The sequence below is a fragment of the Clostridium sp. Marseille-P299 genome, from assembly GCF_900078195.1.
Lineage (GTDB): Bacteria > Bacillota > Clostridia > Lachnospirales > Lachnospiraceae > Lachnoclostridium.
Window position 1 is genome coordinate 1,935,718 of record NZ_FJVE01000007.1, and the last position, 14,303, is coordinate 1,950,020.

9 protein-coding genes are annotated in these 14,303 nt (G+C 34.7%); 4 read left to right on the top strand and 5 right to left on the bottom strand.

The window, feature by feature from the left end:
- Nucleotide 1 precedes the first annotated feature (1 nt).
- The 3 genes from BN4220_RS16330 to BN4220_RS16340 are packed head-to-tail and all read right to left on the bottom strand — an operon-like array spanning nt 2 to nt 4,419.
- Nucleotides 2-973: a sugar ABC transporter substrate-binding protein gene (locus tag BN4220_RS16330; protein WP_066718887.1), complete on the bottom strand. Its 972-nt coding sequence runs from the start codon at nt 971-973 to the stop codon at nt 2-4.
- Nucleotides 974-2,803, bottom strand: coding sequence for a sensor histidine kinase (locus BN4220_RS16335; protein WP_347477119.1), 1,830 nt, complete (start codon nt 2,801-2,803; stop codon nt 974-976).
- Entirely contained in the window at nt 2,800-4,419 is a 1,620-nt protein-coding gene (locus BN4220_RS16340; RefSeq protein WP_066718890.1) for a response regulator, read from the bottom strand. The genes BN4220_RS16335 and BN4220_RS16340 overlap by 4 nt, the downstream gene beginning before the upstream one ends.
- A gap of 795 nt (nt 4,420-5,214) precedes the next feature.
- On the opposite strand from BN4220_RS16340, the gene BN4220_RS16345 reads away from it, so the two are divergent.
- From BN4220_RS16345 to BN4220_RS16360, 4 genes are all read left to right on the top strand, one after another.
- A complete protein-coding gene (locus BN4220_RS16345; RefSeq protein ID WP_066718891.1) occupies nt 5,215-6,357 on the top strand; it encodes a DUF3798 domain-containing protein in 1,143 nt (380 codons plus the stop codon).
- A gap of 88 nt (nt 6,358-6,445) precedes the next feature.
- Complete coding sequence (locus BN4220_RS16350) at nt 6,446-8,047, top strand: sugar ABC transporter ATP-binding protein (RefSeq protein ID WP_066718894.1); 1,602 nt, start codon at nt 6,446-6,448, stop codon at nt 8,045-8,047.
- Entirely contained in the window at nt 8,040-9,143 is a 1,104-nt protein-coding gene (locus tag BN4220_RS16355) for an ABC transporter permease subunit (RefSeq protein ID WP_066718901.1), read from the top strand. Before BN4220_RS16350 ends, BN4220_RS16355 begins: the two co-directional genes overlap by 8 nt.
- Nucleotides 9,133-10,596 carry an ABC transporter permease subunit gene (locus BN4220_RS16360; RefSeq protein ID WP_066718905.1) on the top strand — a complete coding sequence of 488 codons (1,464 nt, stop codon included), beginning with the start codon at nt 9,133-9,135 and terminating at the stop codon, nt 10,594-10,596. The genes BN4220_RS16355 and BN4220_RS16360 overlap by 11 nt, the downstream gene beginning before the upstream one ends.
- Before the next feature lie 305 nt (nt 10,597-10,901).
- On the opposite strand, the gene BN4220_RS16365 is transcribed toward BN4220_RS16360, so the two are convergent.
- Together BN4220_RS16365 and BN4220_RS16370 are read right to left on the bottom strand one after the other, a co-directional pair.
- Nucleotides 10,902-12,404, bottom strand: coding sequence for a hypothetical protein (locus BN4220_RS16365; RefSeq protein ID WP_066718908.1), 1,503 nt, complete (start codon nt 12,402-12,404; stop codon nt 10,902-10,904).
- The gene (locus tag BN4220_RS16370) at nt 12,404-14,023 is read right to left on the bottom strand and encodes a hypothetical protein (RefSeq protein WP_066718910.1); all 1,620 of its coding nucleotides are present in this window, start codon (nt 14,021-14,023) and stop codon (nt 12,404-12,406) included. The genes BN4220_RS16365 and BN4220_RS16370 overlap by 1 nt, the downstream gene beginning before the upstream one ends.
- Nucleotides 14,024-14,303: the final 280 nt, after the last annotated feature.

Below are 14,303 nucleotides of genomic sequence, written 5' to 3' on the forward strand. Positions count from 1 at the left end.
TTTACGAGATTGGATAAAGCAATACTTCATATTCCTGATCATGAACGGTATCCGAAGTAATAACAAAGGTATCTAAAATCACTTCAGGTTCTACTTGTTTATGGTTGATTAAAGAAACTGCCGCTTCAATACTTAAATAACCTTTCAAATAATCATTTTCAACAATTATCCCTGATAATTGCTCTTTTTCTAGGGAGCTTAATATGAAGTTGGTATATCCTACTCCATAAACTTTTGGATATTTCTCATCTTTTGTGTTAAGTTTATATTCAGCCATCTCTAACAAAAGGTTAGAATCTAAACCAATAAATACACACTTTGGGGTCTTATTACTAGCCTCTATCATTGCCGCCTTTATCTCTTCTGAATTTATATCCTTTATGTAAAATTCGCATTCGTTTGATTCCAACATTTGAATTAAACCTTGTAACCTCTCGTTTGTACTTGTTTGCTTTATATTGCCTGGAAATATGTAAATAGGTACTCTAGTTTCTTCTTTCTTCAGATCCTCTACAATCAGATTTCCTAGTTTTTCACCTAAGTCTCTACCGTTTGATAAAATTGAAACATTCACTTTCTCAGACTCTAGCTCGGTTCCAATAATTACTAGATTAGGAAGTGTGTTAAAGGTCTTAAGTCCACTAGAAATCTCCATACTATCAACTGCTGCCAAAACGATAGCTTCTGCATCCGCTTGTGCTTCACGTTTTATAAAATCCAGCTGTTCGCTAGCATTTTGCTCACTATATAAGGTGATAAAACTCACATCCACATTGTAATCCATTGCAGCCTGCTCCATACCCTTTTTATAATTCTGCCAGGTGCTATCAGTGGTATCATCAATAATAACTGATACATTATAGATCTCGTGATCTGCATCATCTGAAAAAATAAGCTCCGTTGAGGATACCAAGTACAAGATAAAAATTAGTGCTAACATAAAAATAAAACCATATTTTTGAAATTTTTCCATCTACGCATCCATCCCCATATATTCATCATAAGCTATTTTAGGTAAATGAATGATAATGGTGGTGCCTTCGTCCGGCTCTGAATGGATACGTAATCCATATTCCAAACCAAAATATACACGAATGCGTTCATTCACATTCTTTACCCCAATGCCTGTACCACGCTTGGAACTCACATCACCTTTTAGTAAACGTTCTATCATCTCTTCTGTCATTCCTAGCCCATTGTCTGAGACAGATAAATAAAGCTCCTCTTCTTCTAAATACGCTTTAATTATTATCTCACCGTCTCCATCCATAAATTCCATGCCGTGGTAGATTGCATTCTCTACTAATGGCTGTAGCACCAGTTTAATGGTTGCTAACCCCATGACTTCTGGACCCGCAATGATTTTATATTCAAATCTATTTTTGTATCTCATGTTCTGAATCATCAAATAGTTACGAACATGCTCTAATTCATCCGCTACTGTAATGATAGTTTTTCCTTTGCTTAAACTGATACGGAAAAATCTTGCCAAAGCGGTTACTACTTTAACTGCTTCTTCCTGGCGCTTATCCTCAATCATCCACACAATAATGTCTAAGGTATTATATAAAAAGTGAGGATTAATCTGAGCTTGTAAGGTATTTAGCTCATTCTTACGTTTGGATTCATGCTCCTCTACCATATCATTCATTAGATTTTGAATCTGGTCTGCCATTTTCTTAATGGATTTTCCAAGGTGCTGTATTTCATAGGTCCCTCCCTCATAGATCGGTATGTTAAGGGCTCCCATTTCTAATTGATTTACTGATTTTTCAAGTTCATTAATTGGGTTAGTTATTTTAGATGTGATAAGTGAATTGATCATAGTAAGTATGCATACAAAGATTAGTAAGATAAAAATGATAAAAATTCTATTTTTAATATTGTTTAAGGTTAAGCCTTTTTGGGGAGTTACTCCAACAATCTTCCAGCCGGTATATCCAACGGATTTTACTGTAACAACCCGTTCCTCTCCCATAAAAGTTTCCTCATGATTCCCATCCTTATAAGTAGCTGCTAACAAATTGTTTTCCTGCAAAACTTTGGCATGTATCAATTGCTGTTTCGGATGATAAATGATGACTCCTTCACTGTCCATAAGATAGGTATAACCATCGCTTCCAAGAGATATGTTTTCAAATAAATGTGCAATTGCATCATATCTGATATCGATTAACAGCACCCCTTGCTGAATGGTTTTTTCCATGGTTATCTCGGCAGCTCGGCTGATAGAAATCACCCATTGGTATTGGTAGTCACTATCTACGAACAGATTTTGAACATAAGGTGTAGTAAAATGTATGTTTTCCGTTTTATTTAATGCATATTGAAACCAAGTGTTATTTACCACAGAAACTCCATCCTTTAACATCGCTGCTGGAGCAGTTTCAATCAGCTCCCCGTCTGCTAAGAATAAGGCAATATTTTGTATGTAATCCTTGTTTGTATCATAGATGAGTAAAAGTTTTTCATTAATGGATTCTGTGGACAAATCTTTATATTTTATTACCTGATAGTACAGGGAATCTGATATCTTCATTAAGTTTCTTAAGTTAGAGTCTAAGGTTTTATTCACTTGCTCAATCAAGTTTTGATTTTCTTCCTGTATCACCAGTTTTACTTGGTTGGAAAACCTAGTATATAAAGAAACTGTAATAGAAAGGATAGCTACTGCGGCACTTATAGTAAATGAGAGAAATATCGTATACCGTATACTTCGATTCTCAAGGGACCGTTTTATCATTTTCCAAAAGCGCTTAGCCAGGACTTCAATCCTTTTTCCTATCGTAGTTAAAGTATTCATGCATTCTCCCTTTTCCCACGGTATCTACTAGGAGATACCCCGAATTGTTTTTTAAACACATAGCTAAAATAATTGGGGTCCTCATATCCAACTTTTCTTGCAATTACATAGGTTTTGTCATCGGATAATTCTATGAATTCTTTTGCCTTCTCCATTCTTAATCTAGTTAAATAACTTACATAGCTTTGCCCAGTTTCCTTTTTAAAGATTGTAGAAAAGTAAGTAGGTGTGATATGTAAGTGCTGACATAACACTTCAACTGAAAGTAAAGGATCCGAATAAAGCTTTTCGATTAATAACTTTGCAGAATTTATCACGTTCTGGGTTGCATTTTCACGGTCTGTACCAATATGATCAGAGATTTTATTACAAGTCTGTAGTAACCAATTTTTTAAGTCATTGCTGTCTTGTAGTGAAGCAATCAATTCGTTTAAATCAACAGTATTATCAAATATGGTTAAGGTATCAATTCCTGTGTCATTTAATAGTTTAACAATCATATGTACAAAACTTAAAATGTATAGTTGATACTCTATGGTATGAAGCTTTAATTCCTGCATTTTATCAAAAGTTTGTTGAATGCACCCAAGTATATTCTCTTTACTACCAAATTTTATTGCCGCAATTAATTCATTTCCCTCTAGGAATTCCATTGGTTTTCGATGATTCAAAGGCTCCATATCTTTTATATAAATGGTAATACCTTTTCCCATAATCTTTTGATATCCTAGGGCAGCCTTTGCTTCCTTATAGGACTTCTTTACTTGTTCTAAGTGTGGATAAGCTTCTCCTAATCCTATGGTCACATCAAGATCATGAATTCTCTTACATTCCTTGCAAACATGATTTAGCAATACTATAAGGTGAGAGAGACTCTGAGACTCTTTTAATGCAAGTATCATATGTATCCTACTCCCAGAGTGAAACAAGGCATATTCATAGATACCACTTAATTTTTCCTCGAAGCAACGTTCTACCGATAGCGTATGGTAAACTTCTTTTTTATATTGATTTGATATATTTATTTTTTCCTGTCCTAAGGATATCTCTGTGCACGCAACTACCAGGCTGTTTCCTATTAAATTCTGTAATTTATATTCCTGTAATTTTAATACTATTGTGTCTGCGTCCAGTTTACCATGAACCAAGTCTAGAAAAAAATGCTCCTTTAACAAGGGTAAATTCTTTTTATAGCTCTCTCTTAAGGTTTCTATGCTTCTTTTTTCTTCCATCTCCTTGTTCAAAATATCACGTATTCGCATAAGAATGGTTGTCAGCTCTTCCCCATTGAGCGGCTTTAATATATATTCTGTTACATTGCACTGTATTGCTTGTTTTGCATATTCAAAATCATCAAAACCTGAAAAGACTACTATGCGAGTGGAGGGATAATTCTCTTTTACCTGTCTTGCGAGCTCCAAACCATCCATATATGGCATTTTAATATCTGTAAGGATTACATCTGGTTCATAGATTTCTATTTTTTCTAACGCATCTTTTCCATTTTCAGCATCTCCAACTACGATAAATCCTGCTTCTTCCCATTTCATTGTCTTTATCATGCTCCTACGGACTTCCTCTTCATCGTCTACTAGCATAATTCGGTATAACCCCATATGTGCTCCTCCTTGGTTTTTGTATAGATGGTGTTTTTGAATAAAGTTTAGGAATTCTTGTGTAGTGCTCTTTTACAGATTCACGGGTGAGAAAGGTGAAACTTTATATAAGTGCCTCTTTTGATAACCTTATTTTACCATATCGGTGTTATATTGGGAACTGGGAAAGGTGAAAAATAGAAGTTACTAATAATATTGTGAGAAAGCTTTTTCCCTTTCCATATTCATGCAATCTTTTTGCTATTGTGAAAATCATGATTTCCAAGAATCAAAATTTTTTCTCCATTCATACGGCCTACGGTATCTTTCGTTTTTAACTCTAACTCTAAAGATGTACTAAAAATAACATCACCTAAAAAATAAACAAATCATCTTTACTTACAAACTGCTTTATACTCCTTACTTGCAATAATACGGAATGACTCTACAACTCTAATGTTTATCCGATAAATCTATATACAACTTCCTAATCCACCATAAGTTTCTTGATAATCAACAAAGGCTTCAAGCAGTTCCTCAATAGCCGAACTGTGCATATTGCACAATTCATAATCAAAGATTTCAAACCATAAATCTCATTTCAAGAAATATCACGCAGAATCAACGAATCAATACTTCCATTCCAGCTTTATTACACTAAACCGTTACGCATTAAATTAACAAAATTTACACTTGTATCATATGTAAATATTTGGTAATATAAAACTATTCAGTTGCACAAGTGGAGCAACATTTGATACCAGCATAACGTTTCATTTCCATAGCAGCTGCTTATTCCAAATAAGGAGGGTGTTTATGAAAAGAAAAATTGGTTTATTGCTAACAACTCTTATTGTTATTATGACAGTTGGATGCAGAAGCAACAAGGCAACAACCAGTACCCCCGAAGATTCCAATTACAAGATTGGTATAATCACGGGTACCGTTTCACAAGGGGAAGAGGAATATCAGGCAGCACAGAATATGATTGCTACATATGGTGCAGATAAAATTGTAACTGCAACCTACCCAGATAATTTTTCAACGGAAACAGAAGCAACGATTGCGCAAGTAGTAGGTCTTGCAAGTGATGAAAAAGTTAAAGCAATCGTGTTTGTGCAAGCAGTTCCTGGTGCGGCAGCAGCAATTGATAAAGTTCGAGAAACACGTCCTGATATGTTATTCATTGCTGGTGTTGTTGCAGAAGACCCTGCTACTATAGCTAGTAAAGCAGATATTGCTCTTTTAGTAGATGAAATTTCAATGGGTACAACTGTCATTGATCAGGCTGCAAAACAAGGAGCAAAAACCTTCGTTCATGTTTCCTTTGCCCGTCACCTTTCCTATGCTACAATCGCTGCTCGTCGCGAATTATTTGAGTCTACTTGTGATAAATTAGGAATTGAGTATGTTGAAGCTACTGCTCCAGACCCAACAGGTGATGCTGGTGTTTCTGGCGCGCAACAGTGGATTATTGAGAATATCCCTGAATATGTAAAACAATATGGTAAAGATACCGCATTCTTTAGTACGAACTGCTCTATGCAAGAACCGCTAATTCGTACAATCGCTGAGCAAAAAGCCATTTTCCCTCAGCAGTGCTGTCCATCCCCTTATCATGGATATCCAGCAGCAATGGGTATCGATGTTACTGGTCATGAAGGGGATGTAAAATACATGTTAGACTCCATTACTTCTAAAGTTTCAGAGTATGATAATGCTGGTAGAATGTCCACTTGGAGTGTGCCAGTTAATATGTTAATGGTAGAGTCTGGTGTAAAGTATGCTATTTTATTTTGTGAAGGTCGTACCAATGGTACCGTAGACGAGGATGTACTATTCAAAATTTTTAATGAAGTAGCTGGTGGACAGGAAGTTATCGTTTCTAACTATAAAGATGAAACAAAGGGTACCTTAGAAAATTTCTATCTTCTCCTTTGTCCTTTTTATGATTTTTAAATATTAAGTACATATAGCATTGACATCGGTTCCCACAAAAATTGAAACATCGCTGGGAACCGTTGTTTCGTATTGAAGGAGGTATTGTATGGAAACGAAATATGCTCTTAAAATGGATAATATTTCGAAAGAATACTATGGAAACCAAGTACTTAAAAATATTAACATAAGCATAGCTCCTGGTGAAATACATGCACTTATGGGGGAAAATGGGGCTGGCAAATCTACCTTAATGAATATTTTATTCGGTATGCCAGTAATACATAATACTGGAGGTTTTGACGGAACAATAGTAATTGATGGTAACTCAGTTACAATTGAGAATCCACAAAAAGCTATGGAACTTGGTATTGGTATGGTACATCAAGAATTTATGCTACTACCAGGATTCACTATTACAGAAAATATTAAAATAGGTCGTGAAATTACAACTCCAACATTTATAAGTCGAATTTTGAGCAAATCCCTTGAAAAACTAAATCAAAATGCTATGGCAAAAGATGCGAGAAAAGCTTTGGACTCGATAGGACTATCGATTGAAGAATATGTAAAGGTAAAAGGACTTCCAGTTGGTTATATGCAATTTATTGAAATTGCTAGAGAAATTGATAAAACTGGTATTAAACTTCTTATATTCGATGAACCTACTGCAGTTTTAACAGAAAGCGAAGCAGATCGTCTAATTGAAACAATGCAGCTACTTTCTTCAAGAGGAATAGCAATCATTTTTATCACTCATCGCATTGATGAAGTAATGCAAGTTACCGATAGCATGACCATATTAAGAGATGGTTCCTTCATAAACAGAGTCTTAACAAAGGAAACTAACGCTACAAAAATTGCAGAAATGATGATCGGAAGGAAGGTTGAGAAGCTCTTAGAGGATTCAGTTGATACACGGATTTTAAACGACGAAGATATCCTATTAGAACTAAAAAACTATTCAGTGAATATGCCTGGTGAAAAAGTTAGACATATCGATTTATCCGTAAGGCGTGGTGAAATTCTTGGTATTGGTGGCCTTGCAGGTCAAGGGAAGCTTGGTATTCCAAACGGGATTATGGGATTGTATGAATCCGAAGGCTTGATTCGCTTTGATGGCGATGAAATTAAAACCAAGGTCCTTGGAGATGCATTAAAAAAAGGAATCGCTTTTCTATCTGAAGATCGTCGCGGTGTTGGTCTATTGTTGAATAATTCCATAGAAGAAAACATTACCTTTACTGCTTTACAGGTTCAGGGTAAGTTTCTACATAATTTAGGATTCGCTAAGTTATATAACGGTAAAGAAGCAAAAAAACATACAAATCAAATGATTCAGACTCTGGATATCCGATGCACTGGCTCTAATCAAGCCGTTGGTAGATTATCTGGCGGTAACCAGCAAAAAGTTTGTATTGCTCGGGCACTAACCCTATCACCAAAACTGCTTATTGTGTCAGAACCAACGAGAGGTATCGACATTGGTGCTAAAAAATTAGTGATTGATCTTCTGGTTAAATTAAATCGAGAACAAGGCCTAACTATACTAATAGTGAGTTCGGAGCTAAACGAACTTCGCAGTCTTTGTGACAGAATTGCTATTGTTTCTGAAGGAAAGGTAGTTCGTGTAATGAAACCAGATGATACTGACGCTGCGTTCGGTCTTGCAATGTCAGGTATCTTACAGGAGGTGACTTCCTATGAGTAAACGATTCCATAATATGTATCAGTCAATCGGCCTACCAAGATTAATAATTTTTACCTTTTTCATCGTTGTATTATTTGCGGCTGGATTTTATCAGATGGATATATTCTCCTTACTAAGTAATGTGCTTCGCAGGTGGGGAATGTATGGAATACTTGTGTTAGCAATGGTACCAGCCATTCAATGTGGTATCGGCCCAAACTTCGGTGTAAGTCTTGGCATTGTTTGCGGATTATTTGGATCTTTAGTGGCACTTGAACTTAACATTGCAAATCTCTCTATATTTAGTACAAATAAAACCTTGGGCGCTTGGGTTTCTCTTCTTTTTGCCATGGTTTTGTCTGCAGGTATTGCTTGGGTAGTTGGTATTGGTTATGGAATCTTACTCAATCGTGTAAAAGGTTCTGAAATGACGGTATCCACCTATGTTGGATTTTCTATTATAGCCTTTATGAACATATTATGGGTCACTCTTCCATTTCAAAATGGAGATATTAAATGGCCGATTGGAGGAGAAGGCGCGCGAAATACCATTAGTTTAGAGCATAGTTTTAGCGAAATTATGAATCGAACCGCTTCTTTTACCATTGGTAATAAAGAAAAAGGTATCGTGGTACCAACAGGCTTACTATTATTTTTCTTTTTACTATGTTTCTTAATCTTCCTTTTTATGAAAAGTAAAACAGGAATTGCAATGAGCGCGGCTGGTGTAAATCCTATCTTTGCAAAAGCCAGTGGTATCAATGTGAATAAAAGTAGGATGATCGGTACTGCACTCTCTACTGCACTTGGTGCCGTTGGAATTATTACCTATGCTCAGGCTTTTGGATTTTTGCAAATGTATAACGCACCTTTAATGATGGGATTTTCCTGTGTTGCTGCTATATTAATTGGCGGAGCTAGTACTACAAGAGCAAAGATTACTCATGTTATTATTGGTACATTTTTATTTCAAGGTATCCTAGTTATTGCTCTTCCAGTTGCAAATAAAGCATTAACTGGAACTGACCTTTCGGATATCATCCGAATGATTATATCAAACGGTATTATTCTTTATGCACTTACAAAAGCCAAAGGAGGTGCAGCTAATGAAGAATAGTTTTTTATCATATTCTAAAAAGCAAATACAATCTGTATTCAAAAACTTATATTCCAATAAAGTAGTTCTCATGTTCCTCATTCTTTGTGTTTTTGGAATATTAACAACAGGAAAACCTTTAAACTATACTGTCACTGAAGTTTTTACTAGATTTGGACGTAATACCTTCCTAGTTCTTGCTTTAATCATTCCCGTATTAGCCGGTCTAGGACTAAATTTTGGTATTGTAGTTGGTGCAATGGCAGCACAAATTGCAATTTTCTTTGTAGTGTACTGGGGCTTTTCTGGAATTGGTGGACTACTGCTCTGTTTTGTAATAAGTACACCGATTGCCATATTCTTTGGTTTACTGGTGGGCTTACTTTACAATAAAACCAAGGGAGCTGAAATGATTACTGGTATGGTACTTGCTTACTTTGCAGATGGAATATATCAGTTTTTATTCTTGTTTGTACTTGGAGGAGTAATTCCAATTTATAACACCTCACTAATGATTGCTGGTGGCGTAGGTGTTAAGAATACAATTGATTTAAATGGCATTCTAAAGTATTCCTTGGATAATGTAAGCATGCTGTTGCTCCTTAGAATTCTTCTAACTCTTTATTTTTTGATATGCATTGGGAATGTTCTCCTTCGAAGAAAAAAAGGAATTACTTCAGATGTTAAATTACTCCTTGGTAAAATTATTTGTATACCTTTTATATTTGGAATTACTTTTATCCCAATAATCAGTGATTTTCTAGGTACCGACCGTCTAATATTGTTAGATGCAATAACCATAGCATGCATTGTTGTAATTGTTTATGCATTAGTTGAAATTTTCACAATAAAAATCATTTTAAAGCATGGTAACTCTAAAATTAATCGATTCATCGCAATGATGATTGTAGCCATTTTAGTTTACGCTCTCACTTATGTACCAACCATATATAGTATTACCCTTAGCATATCACTCCCTGTTTGTACCTATGGGGCGATCCTATTTATTTGTGGTTTTAATCGTTGGTTATTAAGTACCAAACTCGGTCAAAATATGCGTACCGTCGGTCAAAGTAGGACGGTTGCTAATTCAGCTGGAATTAATGTAAATAAGACTCGTATTATAGCGATGTGTATATCCACGGTTTTAGCAAGTTGGGGACAATTAATCTATCTACAAAACCTTGGAACTTTTTCCACCTATGGAGCCCATTCTATGGTAGGGCAATATGCGATTGCAGCTTTACTTGTGGGCGGTGCCAGTGTGCAAGCCGCAAATAACAAACAAGCGCTACTGGGTGTTATTTTATTCCATACATTATTTGTAGTTGCACCTTTATCTGCTAGTAATTTATTTGGTAGTTCATTAATTGGTGAGTATTTCCGTGTATTCATTTGTTACGGTGTTATTGCTCTATCTCTAGCAATGCATGCATGGAAATCTGTGAAAAAACCTCAAAGAGTAAAGGCTTAGGTTAAAATATTAAATTTCTACATAAATAAAATGTCCCTTCAAGATTTGAAAACATTCGAGTAATGTTAATCTTTTGGGGACATTCTTATTTTTATTTCAAAAGTCTTATTAACTTCCTTCATTTTGGAATCTCTAATTCTTAATCCTCTGAAATGGTTTCTTATTCACTAGAATATATTATATTTACCTTAACTTTTTCTCTCTGTCTGTCATTCAAACTAATCAACAAAGTTCAACGATAAAATATGGCGGATTGGGCAAAATTGATACAAATGAATGGTTTGCCATCTATACTTTAACTTGTATTAGAAACAGCATCGAATTACTTCACGGATTGCCTCTTTATCAATTGTTGTCATCATGATTTCTCCATGATCATACCCGTGATTTTTGAAGGTACTATTATCTTGTGTCCCCGGCACATAAGATAATAGATTGCAACTACCGATCATCATGAGATTCTCGTCAGCAATAACCCCTTTAATATGTGAATCCCCCTTCTTGAGCTGTAGATACTGATTGATTGTATTACTATTCCTGTTAGTTGCAACACTTACTGCAAGTTTTTTATATTCTTCGATTGTTTCTTCAGTCCGATTTTCAGAATCTATTTTACCACCAGAACGGCTTTTACTTCCATCGTATTCATATCCATACGCAATTGATATCTTCACTCCACGATTCATGGCATTTAAAAATTCCTCTTTGTAGAAATTAAATACATACTCATTTGCCCATGGACTCATTATGTACAATTCTTTTTTAGCACTTCGGATCATATAGCGAAACTGATTGCTAATGCTCTCTTTGTAATAAATTTGATTCACTTTACTTTGCCCTGCTAGTACTTTACACATAGGTGCCTTCTTTTGATATTCTTCATTTAGTTCAATGCTAATCAGTCTATATTTTTCATTCACAGTTCTCTTTAAAAATACAAAAGCCCCGATATCTGTATCAATGTACTCAATCATTTTCTTTTGCTCTACCTGTTTGATTTTGTTCTCAAACGCTACCTTATTTTCTAGATCTACTGCTTTCATTTTATTCTCTAACTCTTGAAAGACATTGCCAATAATGTCTCTAATTTCTTCTGTTTTTAGCAATGCAAGCGTATACCACATATTGTCAGGTATATAAATCATATTGTTATTCGGTATTATCTCTTTTAGTTTTTTTGTCTTTTCTAGAAATAACTCCTCAATATTTATCAAAGTAACTGAATTTTCAGTAGTCAATTTGTCAATTAGCTGATCCGTCTTTTCATTCAGATTTTTCGAAAGCTCCGCAACTTTATGATCAATCGCTTTCAACTTCGAAAACTCTTTTGCAAATTTCTCATCCAATTTCTGAATCTGCGATTGCACCTTTACAATTTTTTGATGATTGTCTATAACCCCTTCTTCTATTTTATCAATTCTCTCATTGATATGTTCAAATCCTTTGAGCATTTCATTCTTGACGTCATTCCCACCTCTGTGTACAAAGGAAAATTCAATTTTGTCTATATATAACTGAGTGGTCTGTCGATTTGTAAACTCAATTATGATATTTCGTAATACTTTTTCAAATCCGATAGAATCTTCAATCTCATTCTCCATCGATAAAGAATGAATCTGACGCCAAAACTCTGAGTTATCCAAGGTGGTCATTAGTTCATGGTAGAACTCAATTTCATTATTATTGAGACTTGCATCTACCTTTTTCGTAATGATAATCTCTGCATAATACCCCAGCCTATACCAACTCTTTCTAAGGCTCTCAATTAATTCCTGTTCCAATCTTTCTTTCTTAATCTTTTGTTCCATTAATATACTCTCCTCCAATGGTCAAAGACTGCTCTGATATAATATTTCATCTCTTGTATATCCGAACTCATAAGTATATTCTTCCACCCAATATTAACTCTTGCATACATGTAAAACTCAGTAAACAGATATCTTCCTAATAGGTATGCAATGATTACATACATCATTGTTCTGATAATAGATACCATACAATTTTTTGAAAGCTTCTTATGCTCTACCAGATTCACTATTAGAGTCGCTAAAGACCGAATAATAGCAAATACAATTCCTACTTTAGCGATATACATCGAAATCCAGCTAATGAAGTACCATGTCAGACCTGCAGCCTTCCATAGAATGGAATATCCACTACCTAGGTTACGATTTAGTAGCAGATAAGACAAACCTCCCCATAGAGGGTAACTAATCATCAGAGAAACAAATATAAGCCGGTAATAGTAATTTTTTCTCCCCAATGAAATCATTCTTAACCTAGACACCATTCCTGTAATGATTTTATTTTGTTTCTTACTTCCCTGTCTAGAATGCAATGTGCTTGGCTCTTTATTCTGTGAATACTGGATCTTCGCAGATATTTCTTTTACTTGCTTTGAAAAATCTTGTGCGATTTTCATAGATTCTTGTCCTGCTGCCTTGACTTTCTCCAATACATGTCTAGTGCTTTCATTCAACCTTTCCATGTTTTTCTCATTAATCTCAACAAAGCGATTTAATGTTTTGTCTATACTATAGGTATATTGGTATATAAATTTTTGCTGGTTCGACTGCTTTTGATCAATACGATCCAATCGTTCATTTGTAAGAAGAATCTTCGAATAGATATCCTCCAACTTCATGTTTTTTTCATGACTACCCATTTCTAGTTTTTTAAAACTTTCCATCATCTCAGCTAGATTTTTATTAATATCCTTCTGTCCATACTCTATTTTCTGTTTGTAATTATTTGTGACCTGATCAATCGTTTTTAAAAATGTATCTTTGCACTGTAGCTGTTCTTTTACTGTATTGAGATCCTGTTTCATTCCTTCAATGATTTTCTGCATACCATTCCATGACGAAGTACTAATTTTGATATATTCTTCATCACCAGTCTTTCTTTTCTGAAGTTGGTTATTTGTAAGCTTGAATGCATCTGCAACAATCTGACTAAACGGAACTGACGTGTTCAATCCCTCAGTATTGTTTATCTTTGTTGCTTGTGGAATCTGAAGTGCTTTTTCTGAAGAATTGGTACCTCCCAATGTTATATATAGATCCTTAGCAATATCGAAAAAGGTCTCCAATAATTTTTTTATCTCTCCTTTTATAGCTGTCTGATAGACAGCGTTTGCTTCAATATACCGTAATTTATACAAAATAGTATTATCCATGCTCTGGACAAATCTTGTATCGTTGTGTAAACAATTATGTAAACCCTCTATGTTAATTATCATATTCTTGTTCAATGCATATATACTACATGCCAATTCAGCACCCTCTCTTATACTTGCAACTGCAAGTTCTGGTTTACTGTTATAATATTTTTCTGCAGTTATCGCACATTCATAGAATTCTTGTAGGCATTTTTGCATCTGTATACCATCACATGATAATTCATTAATAAATGAAAAATCTGACATTCTCTTCCTCCGCTAATACACAATAATTCTTCTATTATTTGGTATAAATTTTCTAAACAAATTGTATCATCATATGAAATTCTTTACAACTATTATAAAATCATATACAAAACCTTATCTCCTAAAAACATTAAAAATTTAAAGCAGCATAAATGAGTAATTCTATCTTTAGGAGTTTGAAAATGGATGCCTCTGTCTGCTAATACTACATTAAATGATTTTTTTATAAATTTGAGGAATACTGGAGTAATTCTGTAAGATTATTAGAAGTACGGTTTTA

Bases quoted from the DNA above. Each gene is read 5' to 3' on its own strand.
- BN4220_RS16330 (WP_066718887.1), bottom strand. From the start codon at position 973: ATGGAAAAATTTCAAAAATATGGTTTTATTTTTATGTTAGCACTAATT.
- BN4220_RS16335 (WP_347477119.1), bottom strand. From the start codon at position 2,803: ATGAATACTTTAACTACGATAGGAAAAAGGATTGAAGTCCTGGCTAAG.
- BN4220_RS16340 (WP_066718890.1), bottom strand. From the start codon at position 4,419: ATGGGGTTATACCGAATTATGCTAGTAGACGATGAAGAGGAAGTCCGT.
- BN4220_RS16345 (WP_066718891.1), top strand. From the start codon at position 5,215: ATGAAAAGAAAAATTGGTTTATTGCTAACAACTCTTATTGTTATTATG.
- BN4220_RS16350 (WP_066718894.1), top strand. From the start codon at position 6,446: ATGGAAACGAAATATGCTCTTAAAATGGATAATATTTCGAAAGAATAC.
- BN4220_RS16355 (WP_066718901.1), top strand. From the start codon at position 8,040: ATGAGTAAACGATTCCATAATATGTATCAGTCAATCGGCCTACCAAGA.
- BN4220_RS16360 (WP_066718905.1), top strand. From the start codon at position 9,133: ATGAAGAATAGTTTTTTATCATATTCTAAAAAGCAAATACAATCTGTA.
- BN4220_RS16365 (WP_066718908.1), bottom strand. From the start codon at position 12,404: ATGGAACAAAAGATTAAGAAAGAAAGATTGGAACAGGAATTAATTGAG.
- BN4220_RS16370 (WP_066718910.1), bottom strand. From the start codon at position 14,023: ATGTCAGATTTTTCATTTATTAATGAATTATCATGTGATGGTATACAG.